This is a genomic window from Nocardia sp. NPDC050793 (assembly GCF_040654065.1).
Taxonomy (GTDB): domain Bacteria; phylum Actinomycetota; class Actinomycetes; order Mycobacteriales; family Mycobacteriaceae; genus Nocardia.
On record NZ_JBFAHG010000001.1, the window covers coordinates 167524 to 192082 of the forward strand.

General features: G+C 67.0%; 1 protein-coding gene. It reads right to left on the reverse strand.

Translation table 11 applies throughout. The features are described 5' to 3' along the window. Window positions 1-24468 (reverse strand): non-ribosomal peptide synthase/polyketide synthase, encoded by a 24468-nt coding sequence (locus AB0H50_RS00735; RefSeq protein WP_357444610.1) that lies wholly within the window; start codon window positions 24466-24468, stop codon window positions 1-3. Window positions 24469-24559: the final 91 nt, after the last annotated feature.

Here is a 24559-nt window from a genome sequence, read left to right on the forward strand (position 1 = left end):
TCAGTATTCGTTCATGAACCTCTCCAGGACCGGGCCGATGACGGCCATGGCATGCGGGTGGCTGAGCTCGAGGTGGCGTGCGTCGACGACCGTGTTGTGAATGTCGCCTGTGACGTACGGGCGCCACGCCTGCACGAGAGCGTCGTGGTCCATGCGGTCTTTGCCCGCGGTGAAGAAGACCATCTCTCCGTCGAAAATTTCTGGCTGGTGATCCACCGCGATTTTGCTCCCGGTCTCGAAACTCTCCATCACTCGGTCCGCCTGTTCGCCGGTGAACAGCCCGGTGCCGACCACCTGGTCACGGATGACCGCCCACGCTTGTTCATGGGTGTCCGCCTGCACCCCGTCACCGAGGTCGAAGAGTTCCCGCCAACCGCCGAGCAGGTCCGCCATCAACTGTCCCGGCGCGGGCTCGTCCACTGCGGTGGTCGTCGAAGCTGCCGGCAGGTCCGATGCGTCGGCGGAGGAATCCAGCAGGGCCAGCGTTCCGACGAGTTCACCATCGCGCTGGAGCTTCACCGCCATCGCATGCGCGATCTGACCGCCCAGCGACCAGCCGAGCAAGTGGTACGGTCCGCTCGGCTGTACCCGGCGAATCTCGGCCACATATCGCTCGGCCAATTCGTTCACCGAATCCGCACGTGGTTCGTCCGCCACTACGTGCGGATCCTGCAAGCCGTATACCGGTCGATCCTTGTCCAAATGTTCGACCACGCCGCCGTAGAACCACGCCAATCCACCGGCGGGGTGCACACCGAATATGGCAGGCTTCGCTCCGCTGGCACGCAGCGGAAGCAGCACCTCCAGACCGGAACCGCCCTCGGCCTCGTCGACCCTGCGCGCCAGCGCCTTCGGTGTCGCATCATCGAACATCCATGGCAATGCGATCGTCACACCGCGAGCGCGCAATTCGGTCACCACCGTCGTGGCCAGCAGCGAATTGCCGCCCAGGTCGAAGAACCCATCCGACATCCCGGCCCGCTTGACGCCCAAGACCTGCGCGTAAACGTCACAGATCGCTTTCTCGGTATGGGTCCGCGGCGCGACGAATTCGTCCACCGATGCATCGAAATCGGGAGCAGGCAATGCGTTTCGATCGAGTTTGCCGTTGACGGTCAACGGCAGATCGGGCAACACCATCACCGTCGACGGCACCATGTAGCTCGTCAGCATCTGGGCAGCGGCCTCCCGGACCTGGCCCGGATCGATCTCTTGGCCGTCGACGCCGACGACGTAACCGATCAACTGATCGACGCCGCTGGCGTGGCGGTGCACCGCCACGGCGGCCCGCGTCACATGCGGGTGCCGGAGCAGCGCCGACTCCACCTCGCCCAGCTCGATGCGGTAACCACGCAACTGCACCTGCCCGTCAGCCCGGCCCGCGTAGTTCAACTCGAGCCCGGTGGCCGTCTTCCTCCACCGACCCACATCCCCGGACCGATACAACCGGGCACCCTGCGGATCGAAGGGATTCGCCACGAATCGTCCCGCCGTCAAGGCCGGGGCTCCGAGGTAGCCCCGCGACAATTGCCCACCGGCCACGTAGATCTCCCCGGCGACGCCGATCGGCACCGGGTGCAGCCGGTCGTCGAGCACGTATACCCGCAACCCCGGAAGCGGTGATCCGATCCCGGCCACGTCCGTCCCATCGATCTCGGTGAACGTGACATGGACCGTCGTCTCGGTGATCCCGTACATGTTGATCAATCGCGGCGATCCCGGCTCGTGCGCCGCAAACCATCCGGTCAATCGGGACGCATCCAGTGCCTCGCCGCCGAATACGACGTAACGCAAAGCGAGTTCGCCAGCGGTACAACCGGATTCGCGATACCCGTGCTCTGCTGCGGCGAACCCGTAGAACGCCGACGGAGTCTGGCTCAACACCGTCACGCGCTCTCGCGCCACGAAATCCACGAACGCCTCCGGCGACCTGGATGTGTGGTAGTCGACGACGACCAGCCTGCCACCGGACAGCAGCGCTCCCCACATCTCCCACACCGCGAAATCGAAGGCGTACGAATGGAACATCGTCCACACGTCGTCCGGGCCGAAGTCGAAACGTTCGGCCGTGTTGGCGAACAACGTGACCGCTTCGCGATGGCTGACCGTCACTCCCTTCGGGCGCCCCGTCGATCCCGAGGTGTAGATCACATAGGCCACGTTGTCCGGCCGCAGGTTCGGCGCCACCGGATCGCAACTGCCCGATGCTGTCGCGTCCGGACCATCCTCGACGAGCAACACCGGCGCGGCATACTCCGGCACCGCCGACGCCAGCTCGGCCGATGTCAACACGGCGGCCGGACGTGCGTCGTCGAGCATGAACCGCAATCGGTCCGGCGGATACGCCACGTCCAGTGGCAGATATCCGGCGCCCGCTCGCATCACCGCGAGCAGACCAACGACCAAATCGATCGAGCGCGGCAACGCCACCGCCACCAGTGATTCCGGCCCGGCTCCCCGCTCGATCAGCCGAGCGGCGACCCGAGTGGCCCGCCGATCCAGCTCCGCATAGGTCAACTGTGACGCACCGTCGGAGACCGCGACCGCATTCGGCTGAGCCAGGACTCGGGCAGCGAACAGGTCCACGAGCGTCACATCGGCGACCACGACGCCGTCTTCGCCCGCCGAGTCGAGCAATTCGCGGCGCTGCATCGGATCGACGATCTCGATATCGCCGACCGCACCCGCCGGATTCGCGGTCACCTCCTCCAGAATTCGGACGTAGGCGTGCGCGAACCGAGTCATCGTCTCTTCGACGAAGAGATCGGTAGCGAAGGTGAGCCGACCCGCCATGCCATCCGGACGGCCTCGATCACCGAACTGCTCGACCAGCTTCACGCTCAAGTCGGCCTGTGCCTGCTCGAAGCCGTTCTCCATCGGCTCGACGCTGAGCTCCGGCAGCTCCAACGCGGCCTTGCTCAGGTTCTGGACGTCGAGCGTCACCTGGTACAGCGGAAGATGCGCGGTCGACCGGGGCGGATTCATCGCTTCCACGACTTGCTCGAAGGGAACATCCGCATGCGCGAACGCCGCCAGGTCCGTGTCACGGGTCGCGGCGAGCAATTCGGCGAACGGCTGTCCGGTCCGCACCCGTGACCGCAAGACCAGCGTATTGACGAACATGCCGATCAGGTCGTCGAGCTCACGCTCGCCACGGCCGGCCACCGGGGTGCCGATCGCGATGTCGCCGACGCCGGCCAACCTGGACAGCAGGACGGTCAACGCGGCGTGCAGGACCATGAAGACCGTCGCGTTCGCAGCGCGCGCGACAGCAACGATCCGTTCGTGCAGTTCGGCGGGAAGCTCGAAATCGACGGCGCGGCCGCGCATGGACGCCACCGGTGGCCGGGGCAGATCGGTCGGCAATTCGAGCAGCTCGGGCAACCCGTCGAGGGTGTCTTTCCAGAATCGCAACTGCCGGGACATGACCGAGTCCGGGTCGTCCGCCGAGCCGAGCACCTCCCGCTGCCACAGCGCGTAATCCGCGTACTGGACCGGAAGGACCGGCCACATCGGTTCTGTCCCTTGCCTACTCGCCTCATACGCCAGTGCCACATCCCGCGCGAGCGGCATCATCGACTGGCCGTCGGCGCAGATGTGGTGCACGCAGATGACCAGAACGTGGTCCCGGTCATCGACCGCGAACAATTCGATACGCAACGGGGGCGCCTGTCGCACATCGAACCCCGTCGAGAGCACGGCGATCGCTCGTTCCATCAAGTGCTTTTCGTCGACCCGGACGGGGGTCGGTACGGGTGCGACCTCGTCGACGGCGACGGCAACCTGGTACGGCTGTCCGTCGGCCGTCGGGAACTTGGTCCGCAGCGACTCGTGCCGGTCGATGACCAGTTCACACGCGTGCCGCAGCGCAGCTATGTCGAGTTCTCCCCGCAGCCGGATCACCAGCGGGATGTTGTACGCACCGACCGTGGGGTCGAACTGATTGAGGAACCACATCCGCTGCTGCGCCGGTGACAGCGGCACGAGCGCGGGCCGGAGTCGCGGCGTCAGCGGCATTCGGGAGTCGCGGTCGAAAGTACCCAGGCGGGAGGCGAGTTCGGCGACCACGGGTGCCTCGAACAGGTCTCGGACCCCGATACGCACTCCCAGTGCCGTGCTCAATTGCGCAGTCACCCGTGTCGCCGACAGCGAATCGCCACCGAGGTCGAAGAAGCTGTCCGTCGCCCCGACGCTGTCGACGCCCAAGACGCTTCCGAACACGTCCGCGATGCGCCGCTCGGCGTCGGTGCGCGGAGCGACCCATTCCCGACCGTCCGCGAATTCCGGGGTGGGAAGCGCGAGGCGGTCGAGTTTGCCGGTCGTTGTGAGGGGAATCTCGGCGAGCACCGTGAACACGTCGGGCACCATGTGCGCGGGCAGTCGCAACCGCGCGGCGGCCCGAACCTCGTTCGGATCCACGTCCTCGTCGGTGACGAGGTAGCCGACGAGTCGATCTACGCCGCGCTGGTCCTTCCGCCGCAGGACGACCGCTTGTTCGATTCCGGGGTACTCGGCCAGAACGGTCTCGATCTCACCGAGTTCGATCCGCTGCCCACGGATCTTCACTTGGAAATCGCGCCGTCCGAGGTATTCCAGGGTGTGCTCCGGTGTCCAGCGGACCAGGTCGCCGGTGCGGTACATGCGCGAACCTGCCGCACCGAACGGATTCGCCACGAACGCGCCGACGGTAGCCGACGCCCGGTTCACATATCCGCGCGCCAGCTGCACACCCGCGAGGTACAGCTCCCCCACCACCCCGACCGGCACCGGCCGTAACCACTGATCCAACACGACAGCCTCGACACCGGGGATCGGCCCGCCGATAGTCACCGCGCCACCTGGGCGCAGCGCAGCACTGATACCCGCCAGGACCGTGGCTTCGGTCGGGCCGTACCCGTTCAACAGGGTCCGGCCCGGCGCCCACATCGCGACCGTTTCCGGTGTCACCGCCTCACCACCGGCCATCAACACTCGCAGCGAATCCATACCGGTCGGCGACATCGTCGCCAGCACACTCGGTGTGATGAACGCATGCGAAATACGCTGTGCGCGAATCAGTTCTGCCAGTTCGTCGCCTCCGAACACCGCTGGCGGCGGCACCACGAGTACGGCACCGACGGTGTGGGCCAGCAGTATTTCGAGGACCATCACATCGAAGCCTGGAGCGGCGGCCTGCAGCACTCGCGAACCAGTGTCCACACCGAACCGGTCCCGCTGTACGGCCGCGAGATTCGCCAGCCCCTCGTGGGTGACCGCGACACCCTTCGGCGTTCCGGTCGAGCCGGAGGTGTAGAGCACGTATGCCACATCCCGGACGCGCGGCGTACGCACGCGATCGGCGTCGGTCACGGCGGCCGCCGATCGCTCGGCGATCGACTTCGCGATGTCCGGATCATCGAGAACCAGCGGGCGCACCGTGCCGGGCAGCAGGTCCCGCAAGGCCTCGACCGTGACCGCCACCCGCACCTCGGCATCGGCCACCATGTGCGCGACGCGCTCGGCCGGATTCCGCGAATCGACGGGCACGAACGCCGCGCCGGCTTTGGTCACCGCCCACAGTCCGACCACGAATTCGACCGACCGCAGCATCGCCAGCGCGACCTGATCCCCCGGGCCTACGCCCCACGCGATCAACTGCCGCGCCACCTGGTTGGACCTGGCATCCAATTCCGCGTACGACACGGTACGGCCACCGGAAACAACGGCCGCCGCATCGGGATCGACCGCGACGCCCGCGGACAGCAGCCCCGCCATGAGGCACGGTGCCACGGCGCTGCCACCTGAACCGGGCACCAGCTCGCACCGCTCGGCCGCGGACAACAGATCGATCGCGCCGAGCCGCGTGGTCGGATCGGTCGTCACCGCACGCAGCACAGCTTCGAAACGGGCCGCGAGACCAGCCGCCGTCACCTCGTCGACGCGGGCCCGCTGGTAGCGGAGTCGGACGTGCAACTCGTCGGTGTGGTGCGCCTGCACGGTGATCGGGTAATGCGCCGCGTCGCGGCCATCCGCCGAGACCACCCGCATACCGTCGATGTCCGCATCGCCCATGCCACTGCTGTCGACGGGATACGACTCGAAGACGACCAGGGTGTCGAACAGTTGGCTGCTGCCCGCCGCCACCATGATCTGGGACAGTTCGAGGTAGTGGTGGTCGAGCAGACGGGTGTTGTCCGCCTGCAGTAGCCGCAGCGCGTCCTCGATGGTCAGATCCCGCCGCACGTCGGCGGCGACCGGAATCGTATTGATGAACAGACCGATCATCGACTCGACGCCCGGCAGTTCGGCGGGACGGCCGGATACCGTGCTGCCGAAGGCCACCCGTTCGACGCCGAGCAGGTTGCCCAGCACCACGGCCCAGGCGAACTGCACGATCGTCGCCATCGTCACCGCTCGAGCCCGCGCGAACTTCACCAACTCTGCCGTCGCGGCACGATCGAGAACGATCGGCAGATCGATGGGGATGTCCGCGGTCGTCGCCGTATGCGGATCAGCGACCAGCGTGGGCTCGCTGATATCTCGCAGCGCGTCCCGCCACACCTCGACGCTGGTGGCGCGATCACGCCGGTCCAGCCATTCCAAGTAGTCGCGGTACGAGGTCGCCGGGGGCAGCAGCTCCGGCTGTGCTGCCACGGCATACAAACCGATCAACTCCCGCCACAGCAGTGGCAACGACCAGCCGTCCAGCAGAAGATGGTGCGCCGTCAACACCAGCCGGAAGTCCTGCGGCCCGGCGGCGACGAACAGGAACCGCAGCAGCGGCGGGTCGGCGGGATCGAACACGATCGCCCGCTCGGCGTCGATCAGCTCATCCAATTCCCTTGTGCTGCCGGAGTGATCGACGCTGAGCCAGTGCACCGTGGTGGCGACCGGAACAACCTGCACGGGAACGCCATCGGCCGTTCGCGTGAACGCGGCCCGCAGGTTGGGATGCCGCTCGAGCAAGGCTTTCGCGGCACGCTCGAGCCGATTCTCGTCGACCGCGCCGGTGAGGGTGAGTACCGATTGCGCCGTGTAGACGTCGATTTCGCCCGCCGCGAATTCGACGTGGAACAGCAGCCCCTCCTGCAGCGGCGCCAGCGACCATACCTCGCTCAGCCGACCGTACCGGTCGGCGAACGTGTCCAGATCGCGTTGCGTGACGTCGACCAGCGGAACATCTGCCCGCGACATTCCCCATTCGTCGTCCGCACGAGCCATGCTCGCGATCTCGGTCACGGCGTCGACCCATCCGCCGACCAGTTCGGCCACCTCGTCGTGTTCGAGCAACCGCGAGGCGTAGCCGACATGTGCCGACAGCTCGGGTCCGGCCTCGGTGTCCACGATGCTCACGTCGATCGTGACCACCGCCGCGGCAGGCATATCCGGATCGAAAGCGGCCCGCCGATCGAACTGCTCGTCGGTCGGAACCCACGCGATATCCGACAGCGATGTGAGGTCGACGCCGGCGCGGCCGAGATTGTTGAAACTGATCTGCGGCTGAGGTGCCGACGCGAGCCGGTCGGCCGTTTCGGTGTTCAGATAGCGCAGCAGGCCGTAACCGATGCCCTTGTCCGGGATCTCGCGCAGCTGGTCTTTGACGGACTTCACTGCCGCGCGCAGGTCCGCGTCATCGATTCCGCTCAGGTCGAGCGCGACCGGGTACGCGTTGGTGAACCAGCCCACGGTGCGCGAGACATCGGCGCCCGCGGCGATCTGCTCTTCACGGCCGTGTCCTTCCAGCAGGACTTTCACGCCCGGGTGCGTGATGCCGCGGCGCCTGCGCCAACCGGCCACCGCCACGGCCAGACCGGCCAGCAGCGCATCGTCGACGCTGCCACGCACGGCTCGCGGCACCGTGTCCAGCAACGCCGAGGTCACTACGGCCGGGATGGACACGGTCAGATGTCGCACCGTCGCCTGGGTGTCGACGGCGGGATCCAATTCCGCACTCCCGAGTAGCGGATCGGGTGCCGCGCTCATCCGCTGCCACAGCTCCAACTCACCGCGGCGGCCCGCTGCGGCGGCGATCGACGCGTGTGCCCACCGCCGCATGGATGTGCCCTGTGCCGGCAACTCGACCGCCCGTCCCTGGCTGATCTGCTGCCAGGCGGTGACGAAGTCGGGCAGCAGGATCCGCCACGACACCCCGTCGACAGCCAGGTGATGAATCACGATGAGGGCACGGGCATCGGCCTCGACGCCCGATTCCGGAAGCAGGCACGCGACTTGCAGCATCCGGCCCTCGGCGGGAGCGAGCCGGTCGGACGCTTCGGTGAGCGCCGCTTCCACCACAGCGGTGAAACCGTCGCTGCCCGGCGCCTCGTGCGCACGGAAGGTTCGGACGAACACCGAGGCAGCCGCATCGGCAGCGCCCACGGGAAGCACCTCCATGCATCGTTCGCGCAGCCGCGAGCGCAGCATGTCGTGCTGTTCGAGCACCGCATGCACGGTCGCGGTCACGTCACCGGCTCGTGCGTCCCGCGGCAAGCGCACCAGCATCGACTGCGCGAACCGATCGGCCGGCCCGATCCGCTCGACGAACCAGGACACGATCGGCGTGAAGGGAATTTCGCCCACGCCACCGCCGGGCAGCTCCGCCAGCGACTCCCGCTCCGCGGCCTCGGCCACCTGTGCGAGCCCCCGAACCGTCTTGCGCTCGAAAATATCGCGAGCCGTGACGATGACACCGGCTGTCTTCAGCCGCGAGGCCAGCTGGATCGACATGATGGAGTCACCGCCGAGCGCGAAGAACGAGGTCGTCGCGCCCACCGACCCGATGCCGAGCACGTCCGCGAAGGCGGCGGCGACGGTGCGTTCCAGGTCGGTCGCCGCGGCGACGATACGTTCGTCATCGACCTCGAAAACGGGTTCCGGCAGCGCTTTTCGGTCCACCTTGCCGGTCGAGGCGAGCGGCATGCGGTCGAGCACGGTGATCGTCGACGGCACCATGTAGGCAGGCAGTACGGCAGCGACGTGATCGAGCACGGCGCTCGGCACGGCGACCGCAGCAGGCTCCGCCACGATGTACGCGGCGAGCATCGGTTGCCCGCCGGGCCTCGTACGCTGAACGGTGACGGCAGCGGCCACCTTCGGATGCGAGAGCAGCGCGGCGTCGATCTCGCCGAGTTCGATGCGCTGGCCACGGATCTTGACCTGGAAGTCGATGCGCCCGATGTATTCCAGCGCGCCCTGCGCGGTCCATCGGACAAGATCGCCGGTGCGATACATCCGGGACCCCAGCTCGCCGTACGGATCCGCCACGAACGCACCCGCTGTCGCGGCAGGGCGATTCAGGTAGCCCCGCGCCAACGCGGCACCGGAAAGATACAGCTCCCCGGTCACCCCGACCGGCACCGGACGCAACCGCGCGTCCAACACCACAGCCTCGACGCCACGGATCGGACCACCGATGGTGATCACATCGGACGGCTGTACCGGATCGCTGATCGTGACAACGATCGTCGTCTCCGTCGGGCCGTAGATGTTGTGCAATTGCCGTTCTGGCGCCCAGGCTGCGATCAGGTCCGCAGGCACCATTTCGCCGCCGACCATGAGGACCCGCACCGATGCGAAGTCCGCAGGTGACACCGTCGCCAGGACGCTGGGTGTCAGGAACGCGTGCGTCACCCGATGCGCGCGGACCAGTGCGGCCAGATCCGGGCCGCCGAACACCTCCGGCGGCGACACGACCAGGCAAGCACAGGCCGCACACGCCATCAATGTTTCGAGCAGCACCGCGTCGAAGGCGGGCGCCGCCACGTGCAGTACACGCGACGTGGCGTCCACGCGGTAACGCGCCCGCTGCTCGGCCGCGAATCCGGCCAATCCCTCGTGCGTCACCACGACACCTTTCGGTGTTCCGGTCGAACCGGACGTGTAGATCACATACGCCGCGTCCCGAATCTGCAGTGCTCGTCCGCGATCCGCATCCGTGACGGCTTTCCCCGGCTGCGCGGCGATCTCGGCGGCCGCGTCCGGGTCGTCGAGCACCACCCATCCGACATCTCCCGGAAGCGACGTGTGCGCGGCCGCAACTGTGATCCCCACGGTGACACCGGAATCGTTCACCATGTGCGCGATCCGCTCCACGGGATATCGCAGATCCACGGGGACGAATGTGGCACCGGTCTTCGCTATCGCCCACATGGCGACGTGGTAGTCGACCGACCTCGGCACGGCCAGCGCCGTGAACACACCCGGTCCGACCCCTCGGGCGAGTAGGTGCTCGGCGAGCTGGTTGGACAGGCGATCGAGCTCGACGTAGGTGAGTGTCTCGGTCTCCCCGATCAGGGCGATCGCCGCAGGGTCTGCTGCCACGGCCGCGGCCAGCAGTTCGGGCAGCAGGCATGGCGACGTGGTCTCACCACCGCGTGCCGGAACCAGCCGCTCGGCCTCCGCGGCACCGAGCAGATCGATGTCGCCCACCGAGCGTGCCGGATCGGCGGCGACCGCTTCGAGCACCCTGACGAACCTCTCGGCGAACGATTCCGCGGTCGATGCGACGAAAAGGTCTGTCGCATACGTGATCTCGCCATCGATTCCGGCCGGCCGCTCGCCGTCGACGCGTTCGGTCATCAGCACGGTGAGGTCGGTTTTGGCCTGCGCAAGGCCGGGGTCGAGCAGTTCGACATCGATGCCAGGAAGCTCGAACCGGGCGGCGCGCATGTTCTGCAACCCGAACATCACCTGATACAGCGGCGTATACGCCGTCGATCGGGGACGGTCGAGGACATCGACGAGCCGTTCGTAGGGGACATCGGCGTGCGCGAGCGCCTCGAGGTCCACCTCGCGCACCTCCGCCAGAAGCTCCAGGAACGACCGGTTCTCGCGGATGCGCGTGCGCAACACCACGGTGTTGACGAACATGCCGACCAGATCGTCCAGCGCCTGGTCGCCTCGACCGGCGACAGGGGTGCCGACCGTGATGTCCTCGCTGTGCGCGGTGCGCGCCAGCAGGATCGCCAATGCCGTGTGCAGCACGACGAATACGGTGACGCCCTCACGGTGTGCCAGCTGCACGATGTCCTCGTGCAGCCGCGCCGGCATCGCGAAGCGAACGCTGCCACCGGCCATCGACATGGTGGCGGGCCGTGGCCGATCGGTCGGCAGGTCGAGCAGTTCCGGGGCCTCACCGAGCACCTCGGTCCAGTAGGCGATCTGCTGCGCGCCCAGCGACGCCGGGTCGTCGTCGGTGCCGAGCATCTCGCGCTGCCACATCGCGTAGTCGGCGTACTGGACTTCCAGTGGTTCCCATTGCGGCGCTTCGCCATTCACCCGCGCCTCGTAGGCGGCGAAGACATCGCGGGCCAGCGGCGCCATCGACGAGCCGTCGGCGGCGATGTGATGGACCACGAGCACGATCACGTGCTCGTCGGCGCCGGTGCGATACAGCCGTGTCCGCACGGGCGCCGATTCCGCGACATCGAAACCCGTCCCGACGGCCTGCCGGATCCGGTCGGTCAGCTCCGCCTCGTCGGCGACCGGCTCCGGATCCGACACCAGATCCCTGGCCACATCCGCAACGTCCTGCACGACCTGGCACGGCTCGCCGTGGACAGCGGGATACACCGTGCGCAGTGGCTCGTGCCGGGACACCACATCGAGTAATGCCGCCCGCAACGCAGCTACGTTCAGCCGGCCCGTCAACCGGGCCGCGAAGCAGATGTTGTAGGCGGCCGAAGCGGTGTCGAACTGGTTGAGGAACCACATCCGGCGTTGCGCCGCCGCCAACGGGATCGCCGCCGGGCGTGGCCGGGCTGTGAGCGGAACCACCGTGGAACCGGTTCGCTCGCCGAGGCATTCGGCCAATCCGGCGATCGTCGGCTGGTCGAAGATGTCGCGGATGCCGACCTCGATACCGAGCGCCGCGACGGCCCGCGCCGCGATGCGGGCGGCGGTAAGCGAGTTGACCCCGATCTCGAAAACGTTCGCCGTCACGCTCACTCGGTCGATATCGGTGATCTCGGCGACGATTTCCGCGAGGGCCGCTTCGTATTCGGTGCGAGGCGGCACGAATTCCTCGACGTCGTCGAATACCGGCTGCGGCAAGGCAGCTCGATCGAGCTTGCCGTTCGGTGTCAGCGGCATCGCATCGAGCACCTGTACAGCGGCCGGAACCAGGTACGACGGCAGTGAGCGGGTGAGCTGGTCGCGAATCGCGCGACCATCGGTCACCGCACCGGATACGAGTGTCACGTATCCGACGATGTGTTCCGCCGTGGCGACAACGACGGCGCGTGCGACATCCGGGAGCGCGGCCAGCGCCGCTTCGACATCACCCGGTTCCACCCGCTGACCGCGGACCTTGACCTGGAAATCACTACGGCCCAGGTACTCCAGCTCGCCGGCTTGCGTCCATCGGACGAGGTCACCGGTGCGATAGAGCCGCTCACCCGCCGCACCGAACGGGTGCGCCACGAAGACACCGCAGGTGAGGTCGGTACGAGCGTGATAGCCGCGCGCCAACTGGACACCCGAGACGTACAGGTCGCCGACCACACCCACCGGCACCGGCCGCAGCCGCGAGTCCAGCACGTAGGCCCGCATGCCGGACACCGGCGTACCGATCGGGACCATCGCACGGGTAGTCACCCCGGGCAAGCAGCGTGCAGCCGTGACGACTTCCGCCTCGGCCGGGCCGTACCAGTTCACCACCTCGGCGTTCGCGAACACGCCCGCCGCGGCGTCGACCGTGCGCTGCGCCAGCGCCTCACCGGCAACGAGCACTCGCCGGATCGACGGCAACGCCACAGCGGTGGTTTCGAGGAGAACGTCGAGCATCGAGGGTACGAAGTGCACGGTACTGACCCGGTGTCGCGCGATGACGTCGGCGAGGTACGCCGGGTCGCGGTGCCCGTCGTGTTCGGCGACCACGATCTGCGCACCGGTCTGCAACGGCCAGAACAACTCCCATACCGCGATGTCGAACGTGATGGGGGTCTTGTACAGGACCGTGTCGGACACATCGTGTGGCCACTGCTGCTGTGCCCACGCCAGCTGGCTCACGGTCGCGGCATGGGTCAGCGCGACGCCCTTGGGAACGCCGGTGGAGCCGGAGGTGAACAGGACGTAGGCCACATTGGCCGGCCGGAGCGGCGCGCGGCGCTCCGAATCGGTGATCGGGGCATCGGGAAGACCGGCCACGTCCACTCGATCGATCCACGCGGTCTCGAACCCATCCGGAAGCTCGTCGCCGTCCGCGGACGTGGTGAGCACCATCAGCGGCCGCGCCGCGTTCAGCACACCGGCGATTCGCGCGCCGGGATGATCCGGATCGATCGGAAGGAACGCGGCCCCCGCCTTCACTACCGCATACAGCGCCGTGATTTGCTCGATAGATCGCCGGATACACACCGCCACAACAGTTTCCGGCCCCGCACCGCGTGCGATGAGCCATCGGGCCACACGGTTGACGCGGGCGTCGAAATCCCGGTAGGTCACCACGGTGCTGTCGGGGACGCAGATCGCCGGAGCATCCGGGGTGCGGGTGACCTGTTGGTCGAAGGCGTCGACCAGTGTCCGTCCCGCCGTGGCGGGAACGGCGGTGCCGTTCCATCGCTCGAGCACCAAGTCCCGCTCCGCGGCATCGAGCAGCTCTATCCCGCCGACCGCCGCATCGGCGTCGGTCGCGACGGCGTCGAGTACGCGCACGAATCGTTCGGCGAAACGCCGTACGGAGTCCTCGTCGAAAAGATCCGTGGCATACGTCAGGCGCAGCGTCATGCCGGTCGGCTCGTTGTGGGTGCCGTGCCCCTCCGTCATCATCAGCAGCAGGTCGTAGATCGCGGCACTGTCACCCGGATCCACGTTCTCGACGGTGAGACCCGGAAGTTCGACACGCGCCTGCACCATGTTCTGGTAAGCGAGCATGACTTGGAACAACGGCGTATGCGCGGTCGACCGCACGGGATTCACCGCCTCCACCACCTGCTCGAACGGGACGGTGGCATGGTCGAATGCCTCGATGTCGGTGCGCCGCACCTGGTTCAGCAGGCTCGAGAACGATTGATCCGTCGTGACCCGGGTGCGCATCACCAAGGTATTGACGAACATCCCGACAAGGTTGTCGAGCGATCGGTGACCGCGGCCCGCATATGGCACACCGATGGTGATCTCGTCGCTGCCCGAGAGCCTCGACAGCAACACCGCCAGCGCCGTGTGCACGACCATGAACGTCGTCGCCCCAGCTCGTCGCGCCAGCGCCTCCAACCGGCCCTGCAGCTCACCGGGGATCGTGACATGATCGACCGCGCCACGTTGCGTCTGCACGATCGGCCGCGGCCGATCGGTCGGCAATTCGATCACATCGGGGATGCCCGCGAGCTGAGTTCGCCAATAGGCGATGTCGCGGGCCAGGTACGAGTCCGGGTCGTCCGCCGAGCCGAGCACCTCGCGCTGCCAGAGGGCGTAATCGGCGAACTGTACGGCCAGCGGAGCCCAGTCCGGCGGGTTACCACCGGACCGCGCACGATAGGCCGTCACGATATCGGCGGCCAGCGGCGCTACCGAAAAGCCGTCGCAACTGATGTGGTGGACGGCCAACGCAACCACCCATGCCTGGTCGGACAGCTGATACAGCGCGATGCGCAGTGGCACGCCCTTCGACACGTCGAATCCGGCACCCGAGAACTCGGCCAACCGGTCCGGCAGCTCGCGCTCGCCGACCGGCTGCGGTGTGGGGTCCCAGGTCCCGACGACGTCGGCCGCATCGAGCACAACCTGTGCCGGCGTGCCGTCGACAGCCGGATACATGGTGCGCAGGCTCTCATGCCGCTCGACGACATCACCGAGGGCCGCCGCGAGCGCGTCGATGTCCAGCACACCGTCGAGCCGGATCGCCAGCGGCACAACGTATCCGGGTGCATCCGGATCGAACTGGTTGAGGAACCACATCCGTGTCTGCGCCTGCGACAGCGGGACGCGGGCCGGGCGCGGCTTCGGAGTCGGCTCGGGCAGGTTCGGTACCGCACGCAGCCGCGAGATACGTTCGGCAAGGTCGGCAACGGTGCTCGCCTCGAATATCACCTGCACCGGTACCGCCACGCCGACGACCTCGCCTATCCGGCTCAGCGCGCGTGTCGCGACGAGCGAATTTCCGCCCAGTTCGAAGAAATTGTCGTCCGCGCCGATCTCCGGGCGATCGAGCAGTTCGGCGAAGATCCCGGCCACCGTCTGCTCGACGAGTCCCTGCGGTGCGCGGTACCCGGATTCCTGGTTTCCCGGATCCGGCACCGGCAACGCTCGGTAGTCGACCTTGCCGTTGGCCGTGAGCGGGATCGCGTCGATCCGGATCAGCGAGGACGGCACCATGTACGCCGGCAGCCGTTCGAGCAGAAAGCCCCTGACCCGCTTGACATCCAACGCCTCTGTGGCCACCAGGTAGGCCACCAAGCGCTGCTCGCCGCGATCGGTGCGCACCTGCACGACGGCCGCGTTCACCTGCTCGTGGGCGACCAACGCCGCTTCGATGTCACCGAGTTCGATCCGCAGACCGCGAATCTTCACCTGGGTGTCGGCGCGGCCGACATAGCGCAGGCTGCCATCCGCGTCCCAGCGGACCAGGTCACCGGTGCGGTACAGCCGAGAACCGCTCGCACCGTGGAAGGGATCGGCGACGAACGTCGCTGCCGTGAGACCCGGACGTTCGTGATAACCGCGAGCCAGCTGGACGCCGCCGAGGTACAGCTCACCGGTCACCCCGATGGGAACGGGACGAAGCCGCGAATCCAAAACGCGCACAACCACATTCGCCTCGGGTCCGCCGATCGGCACCGCGCCGCCGTCGAGCGCGTCGATGCGGTGGTAGGTGACGCTGACCGCGGCCTCCGTCGGCCCGTACAGATTGTCGATGCGCGCTGCGCTGAGCTCCCGGAAGCGACGGACGGTGTCGGCAGGCAGCGCCTCGCCGATGCACAGCACCCGCCGCAGGTCCTGGAACTCGTGCGCGGCAGCATGCTCGAGGAACGCGGAGAGCAAAGACGGCACGAAATCCACAGTCGTGACGCGATATTCGGCCATCAGCCGGGCCACGGCGCCGGGGTCGGCGTGCGCGTCGGGACCCGCGACAACCAACGCCGCGCCACAGGTCGATGCCGAAAACAGCTCCCAGACCGACAGGTCGAAGGTGAACGGCGTGCGCAACAGCATGACGTCGTCGCCGCCGAGGCCGTAGTGATCGCGCAGCCACCGCAGCTGATTCACCACCGCGGCGTGTGTTACCGCCACGCCCTTCGGCACGCCCGTCGAGCCGGAGGTGTAGATGACATACGCCAGATCGTCCGGGAGCAAAGCCCGGGTCCGGTCGGTGTCTGTCACCGTCGACGTATCCGCGTGCTCGGTCCCGAATTGCTCGAACGTCCACACCGGTACGTCATCGGGCAAATTCGCCTTGTCGACCGCTCGGGTGAGGACGGCACTCGGCTTCGCGTCGGTGAGGACCGCGCGCACCCGGTCGACCGGATGATCCGGATCCAGCGGCAAATAGGCCGCGCCCGCCGCATGGATGGCGTACAGCGTGGTCAGCAGATCAACGGAGCGACGCATCGCGACGGCGACAACGCTTCCTGGGCCGACCCCCTGTCCGATCAGCACGCGTGCCAGCGAATTCACCCTCGCCGCGAATTCTCGGTAACTGAGCCGGCCACCACCCTCGGCATCGATTACGGCGGTGTTCTCCGGGGTCGCCGCTGCCTGCGCGGTGAACAGGTGTGCGATCGTCGCGGACGAAGGACGCGTCGTCTCCCCGGTCGACCGCGCGATCAGCTCGCGCGCCTCGTTCGCGGTCAGTAGATCGATATCACCGACAGCGCGGGCGGGATCGGCGACGACCGCCCGCAGCAACTGTAGGTAGCGGTCGAAGATCGCGGTGATCGTCGCCTCGTCGAACAGATCTGTCGCATAGACGAATTCGACTGCCATGTCGCCCGGTTCACCGTCCGGTTCCAGCGCGTCGACGAGATTCAGATGCAGGTCGTACTTGGCCACCCTCGAATCAGCCATCCGGGCCGAAACCGTCAGGCCCTCGAATTCCACGGTCGGGATCTCGATGTTCTGGAACGAGAATCCGACTTGCGTCAACGGCGCATGCGCTGTCGTGCGCGGCGGATTCAGCACTTCGACGAGCCGCTCGAACGGGATGTCGGCGTTCTCGAAGGCGGCCAGATCAGCGGCCCGGACTCGAGCGAGTATCCGCAGGAAGGACGCGGCGGGCTCGATGCGTGTCCGCAATACCAGCGTATTGACGAACATTCCGACCAGAGCATCGAGTCCGGGCTCGCCGCGGCCCGCGATCGGTGTGCCGACCGCGATATCACCGGTTCCCGAAAGCCGCGCCAGCAGCGCGGCGTACGCCGCGTGCATCACCATGAAGACCGTCGCATCGTGGCGGCGGGCCAACGCGATTACCTCACGATGGAGATCCGCGGGCACCGTCGCCGACACCGTCGCACCACGGAACGACTGTTTCGCCGGCCGTGGGCGATCGGCAGGCAGGTCGAGCACCTCGGGCAGATCGGCGAGAGCCGCGCGCCAGTAGTCGATTTGGGCGACGGTCGGGCTGTGCGGGTCGCTCTCGGTGCCGAGCAATTTTCGTTGCCACAGAGCGTAATCCGCGTATTGCACGGGTAACGGCGCCCACTGCGGTGCCTCTTGCCGGACGCGGGCTTTGTACGCGGTCATCAGGTCCGCGGCGAGCGGCGCGAGGGACGACCCGTCGAAGCTGATGTGATGGACGACGAGGACGAGGGTGTGGTCGTCGGGCGCGCTGCGCAACAAGGTGATCCGGAGCGGAACCTCGGCGGTGACATCGAACCCGGCGGTCACCTCCGCGGCGATGCGCGCCTCGACCTCGCTTGCCGCGACCGGCAACGGCGCCAACCGGGGCAGTGCCGCCTCCACCGACACGACCACCTGGTGCGGTCCGCTGTCGCTGTCCGGGTAGACGGTTCGCAGGGATTCGTGGCGGTCGAGCACATCCGCGATCGTCGCGTGCATGGCGGCGACGTCCAGTTCTCCCGACATGTGGACGACCATCGGAATGTTGTACAGCGCCGAGCCGGTGTCGAACTGGTTGAGGAACCACATGCGCGCCTGCGCGGGCGACAGCGGGATTCGGGCCGGGCGCTCTTGCGGCGCAAGAGGTTCCCGAATCGGCGCGTCGCTGGTCCGGAGATTCTCCGCCAAGGCGGCGATGGTCGGCGCATCGAAGACCGCACGCAACGAAACATCGACACCGAACGCGACGCTCAGTTGCGCCGCAACCCGAATGGCCGACAACGAGTTGCCGCCCAGATCGAAGAAGCTGTGGAAGACGCCGACGTGCTCGACCCCCAGCACCGCGGCACACACATCGGCGACGATCTGCTCGGCAGCGTCACGCGGTGCGACGAATTCGATGGCGCTGGCGGCGAATACCGGCTCGGGCAATGCCGCACGGTCGATCTTGCCCACCGACGACAGCGGCAGCGTGTCGAGCACCATCACCGTGTCCGGGACCATGTGCGAGGGCAGGCGTTGCGCCGCGTACCTCAGCAGCTCCGCGGTATCGACGGTGTCGATCGCCGGCACGACGTAGGCGGCCAGTCTCGATCCACCGTCGGTCGTGACGCCCACCGTCACCGCTACCGCCACGGCGGGGTGCGCGGCGAGGACGGCCTCGATTTCGCCGAGTTCGATGCGCTGACCCCGGATCTTGACCTGGAAGTCGGTGCGACCGAGATATTCGAGAGTTTCCTCCGGTGTCCAGCGGGCCAAGTCGCCGGTCCGGTACATACGGGTGCCGGGGGGACCGTACGGATTGGCCACGAACGTGGTGGCCGTAGCGACCGGCCGGTTGAGGTATCCGCGGGCCAGCTGCACTCCGGACACATACAGCTGTCCTGTCACTCCGACCGGGACCGGCTGCAGGCCGGCATCCAGTACCACGGCGTCGACACCACGAATCGGGCCACCGATGGTGACGCGGTCTCCGACACACAACGGGTCGCTGATCGCGACCATGATCGTGGTCTCGGTCGGACCGTACCCATTGAACAGCTGCCGACCGGGTCCCCATACCGCGACCGTCTCCGCAGGCACCGCCTCCCCACCGGCCACCAGCACGCGCAGTGAATCCAAACCGGCCGGCGACATCGTCGCCAGCACAGTCGGTGTCACGAATGCGTGAGACACCCGCTGCGCCCGAATCAATTCCGCCAAGTCGTGCCCCGCGAAGACTTCCGGCGGCGACACCACCAACGCCGCGCCGTTCGCATGAGCCATCAGCAACTCCAGAACAACCGCGTCGAAACCCGGTGCCGCCAACTGCAACACCCGCGAGGAACTGTCGACCCGGTAGCGCTCCCGCTGCTCGGCTGCGAAATTCGCCAATCCCTTGTGGGTGACCGCGACACCCTTCGGCGTCCCCGTCGATCCCGAGGTGTACAGCACGTACGCGGTGTTCGAGATACGACAAGGCCGCACCCGGTCCGCATCGGCCACCGTCGCCGAGGACCGCGACGCGAGGCAGACCGCGGTGTCCGGATCGTCGAGCACCAACCGCCGGACCGAGTCCGGAAGCAGATCCCGCGAAGCCTCGACGGTGATCCCCACCCGCACGTCGGCATCGGCCACCATGAGCGCGACCCGATCGGCCGGATTGCGCGGATCCACCGGAACGAACGCCGCGCCCGCCTTGGCCACCGCCCATATCCCCACCACGAACTCCACCGACCGCGCCATCGCCAACGCGACTTGATCGCCCGGGCCTACACCCCAACCGATCAATTGCCGTGCAAGGCGGTTCGACCAAGCATGCAACTCCCCGTACGACACCGTGCGCTCGCCCGAAACCACCGCCGCCGCGCCCAGGTCCTGTACCGAGAACAACTCCGCCAACACCCGCGGCGGCTCGGCACGGCCACCCGACGCGGGCAGCAACCCCGCCCGCTCGACCCCCGACAGCATGTTCACAGCACCCACCCGGACCTGTGGGTCGGCCACGACCGCCGCGAGGATCCGGTTCAGCCGCGCGGCGAGCTCGTCGACCGTCGCCCGATCGAACAGATCCGTGGCGTAGTCGATCCGCAGTGTGACATCGCCTCCCGCGGCGGTGTTCTCGGCGACGGTGAAGATGATGTCCACCTTCGCCGGTTGCGGCCCGGGATCCAGGATCTCGACCGTGAGGTCGGAGAGCTCCAGGCTCGGACGGTCCATGTTCTCGAAGGCGAGGTACACCTGGCACAGCGGTTCGTGCGCGGTCGACCGCTTGGGATCGATCTCATCCACCACGCGTTCGTAGGGCAGATCGCTGTTGGCGAAGGCATCGACATCGATATCTTTGACCCGCGCCAGAAACGCGGTGAACGATTCGCCGGAACGCACCTCGGTGCGCAGCGGCACCGTGTTCACGAACATGCCGATGAGCGGTTCCAGCGCACGCTCGCCGCGGCCCGCGACCGGCGTCCCGATGGTGATGTCCGCCGAGCCCGACAGCCGGGCCAGCGCAACCGCAAGGGCGGCATGGACGACCATGAAAGTAGTGACGTTGGCGGTGCGAGCCAAACGCTCGATTCCAGCAAAGGTCTCGGCCGGTATCACGGTGTCGGCGACGTCGCCGCGCATGGACTGGTGGGCAGGGCGCGGACGGTCGGTGGGCAGCTCGAGCAACGGCGGCATTCCCGCCAGCTGCGCTGCCCAGAAGCGCAACTCGCGTGCCGCCAAAGACTCCGGATCGTTCTCGTCACCGAGCAAGCTGCGGTGCCAGATGCTGTAGTCGGCATATTGCACCGTCAGGGGCTGCCAGGCCGGCTTCTTTCCTTCCGACCTCGCTTCGTAGGCCGTCACGACATCGGCCGCGAGCGGTCGAAGGGACGATCCGTCGCAGCAGATATGGTGCAAGACGATGACCAGCACGTGCCGACGCCGGTCCGCGGACGCGAGCAGCGTCACCCGGATCGGCGGACTCGTCCGCACGTCGGACCCGATCGATGCCAGGTCACGGAGCCGATGCGCGATGTCGGCGGGGTCGATCGGCTCCGGTGACAGATCGAGACCGGCGACAACCTGCTCGGCAGGCAGAACGACCTGTGTCCCTTCTCCGTTCACGACGGGATAGACGGTGCGCAGGGACTCGTGCCGATCGATCACATCCGTCAGGGCGGTGTGCAGCGCAGCGACGTCGAGCCGGCCGGTCAGCTGTACCACCAGCGGAATGTTGTACGCCGCCGAGGCGGGATCCACCTGATTGATCAGCCACATTCGGTTCTGCGCCGGCGCCAACGGAATCGGCTCGACGCGTGGCTGCGCGCGCAGCGCGAGGCGGCCGGGGCGGTGCTCGGCGTGGATGTGCGCGGCGAGTTCGACGACGGTCGGCTTGCCGAACAGATCCCGGACCGACAGATCGAATCGGGTCAGCTCGGCGATCCGTACGGCGGCGCTGGTCGCGGTGAGCGAATTGCCGCCCAGTTCGAAGAAGCTGTCCAGCACGCCTACCCGCTCCAAGCCCAGCACCTCGGCGAAGACGTCCGCGATCGTCTCCTCCATCACAGTGCTCGGCGCAACGTACGCCGCGGCCGAATCGAAGACGGGCTCAGGCAGCGCCCGATAGTCGACCTTGCCGTTGACGGTCAGCGGCAACTCGGGCAGCGCCACGACGACGGCTGGGACCATGTATTCCGGCAGCATCGTCGCGACATGCGCGCGCAGGGTGTCGGCCTCTCCGGCAATGTCGCCGACGAGCACGACATAGGCGACGAGCCGGGCCGCTTCCGTGCCAGGCAGATGCACGACGACGACCGCCGCTGACACTGCGCTGTGGGTCAGCAGCGCGTTACGTATCTCGTCCAGCTCGATGCGGAACCCGCGCAGCTGCACTTGATGATCGGCACGGCCACGGTATTCCAGCTCGCCCTTGTGATTCCATCGTGCGATATCGCCGCTGCGATAGAGTCGCTCGCCGGGCTTGCCGAAAGGGTTGGCCACGAAACGTCCGGCAGTAAGTGAAGGCCGGTTGAGATAGCCGCGCGCAAGTTGCGTTCCGGCGACGTAGATCTCACCCCAGGCTCCCAGTGGCGCCGGGCGCAATCGTTCGTCCAGGACATACGTGCGAAGCCCCGGCAGCGCTGGGCCGACCGTGCTCGGCGCGCCCGGCGTCGCGATCTGCGGTGTCAGTCCGAGATAGGTAACGAAGACGGTGGTTTCGGTGATGCCGTAGCTGTTGGCCAGCAAAGGCAGCTTCGGGTTGTGCTCGTACCAGTCCACCAGCCCGGCCGGGTCGAGACGTTCGCCCGAAAGAATGACCAGTCGCATCGACAGCTCACCGTCGGGCTCACCGGCGTCCGTGTAACGCTGTCTTGCCGCGGCGAATTGGTGGAACGCCGATGGCGTCTGGTTGAAGACGGTCACCTTCTCCCGTGCCACCAAGCGCACGACATCGTCCGGCGAGCGTGTGGTGAGGCTGTCCACGACGACCACCCGGCCACCGCTGACCAATGCGCCGAAGATCTCCCACACCGAGTAGTCGAACGCGAACGAATGGAACAACGTCCACACGTCTTCGGTCCGGATGCCGATCTCAGCGCACGCGTTCACCAGGTACGTCGAGACGGCGCGATGGGCGATCGCAACGCCTTTCGGCCGGCCTGTCGATCCGGAGGTGTAGATGACGTAGGCGACGTTGTCGGGGCACAGTGGGCTCAGCCGATCGGCGTCCGTGATCGGCGCCGCCGACTCCTCGCCGACCGCGCCGTCGAACAGCACCACACGGCCGGGATCGCCCGGCACGTGCTCGCGCATACCGCGGGTCGTCACGACGGCGATCGGATCGGCGTCGTTCAGCACATATTCCAGCCGATCGGCCGGATGCGCGACGTCCAATGGCAAGTACCCCGCACCCGACTTCAGGACGGCCAGCGCAACGACGATGAGATCGGCGTCGCGTGGCATCGCGATGGCCACCAGTGATTCCGGCCCCGCTCCGAGGGCGATGAGCGTGCGGGCGAACCGGTTGGATCGCTCGTCCAGCTCGCGATAGGTCAGGGTGGTCTCACCCGATCTGACGGCCACCGAGGATGGTGTGGCGGCGGCCTGCCGCGTCAGCAAATCCACGAGCGTCGCCGTGCTCGTCGCGCCGTCACGGCCGGCGAGCTGCTCGACGATGCGCGCCTCTTCGGCGGGGTCCACGAGCGGGATTTCGACCAGCGGGGTCGCGAGGGGCGAATCCAGCAAACGATGCAGGAAGGCAATGAATCGACCCGCGTGCGCATCGATTTCATCCTGGCTGTACAAATTCGCATTCCCGTGCAGTTCGATCAACAGCGGCGCGTCGGCCCCCGAGCGATACAGATTCAGCTGCAGATCATCCAGTGCACCCGAGGTCAGTGCGCGGTAACGGCCGACAGCCGACCCGAGGCGAATCTCCGAATCGAAAAAGAGGATATTGACAATCGGACCGAACGAGTTCGCGAAGGCGTCCAACGCAGTCGAATCGCGACGCAGATCCTCGAACCTATAGAGCTGATGCCGCATCACGGAGACGAGCTCGGACACCGACGCGCGGATCACCTGCTCCACGGTGGTCGTCGCGTCCACGGTGAACCGAATCGGCACCATGTTCGCCAACATCGCGGCGGCGTTGCGCAGGGCTTTCGTCACACGCGCGCTTACCGGCATCGACAACACCACATCGTCGGTACCGGTCATCCGGGCGAGGAACGCGGCGAAGGCTGCGATGACCACTTGCGCGGGCGATGCGTGCAAGTCGTCGGAGAAATGGTCGAGTTTAGCGGACAATTGCGACGAAAGCTGCAGGCCAGCGGCATGATCGACCTTGCTCGACCGGGCTGTGCGACCGGACAGACTTGTCGGCGTCGGAAGGTCGGCGACCTTGTCGAGCCAGTATGCTTTGTCGGTGTCGAACCGCGAGCTGACGCGATAGGCGCGCTCCGCCTCGACGATGTCGCGCAATCCGGCCGCCTCCAACGGTACGGGTGGCCTGCCCTCGAGCAGGGCGTTGTAGTGCTCGGCCATCCGGCTCACGACGTTGAACGCGGCGTAGCCATCGACGATGAGATGATGGGCACGCCCATACCAGAGGTACCGATCTTCGGCGAGCCGGATCAGCCGCATCGCGGTGAGCCGGTCCCGGCTCAAATCGACGGCCTTGGTGTTGTAATCGCGCCGCATCCATTCCATTGCCGCTGCGAACGGATCGTCCGCGCCGCTGAAGTCCAGAACAGACTCGTTGTACGTGATGCTGCGGTCGACGAATTGATAGGGGACACCGTCCGACTCGACCACCCGGACGACGAGAGATTCGGTTTCGTGACCGGCGTCGTTCACCGCCTTGGTGAATACGTCGTGGTCGATCGGCCCCTCGATTTCGATGTAGTGTGCGATGTTCGCCGCGGGCCCACCCGCCAGGCTGTCCGCGAGCCACATGCCGTACTGCGCCCTCGACAGCGGAATCAGATCCGGCTGGTGGTCGGCAGTTTCGGCTGACTTTCGGTTCATCCAAACCCCTCGCTCAGACTCGGAGGCACCGGAACACGGCGGACAACACCCATGCCAGTGCCCGAAATTGCCTGTAGATGCACTAACTTCG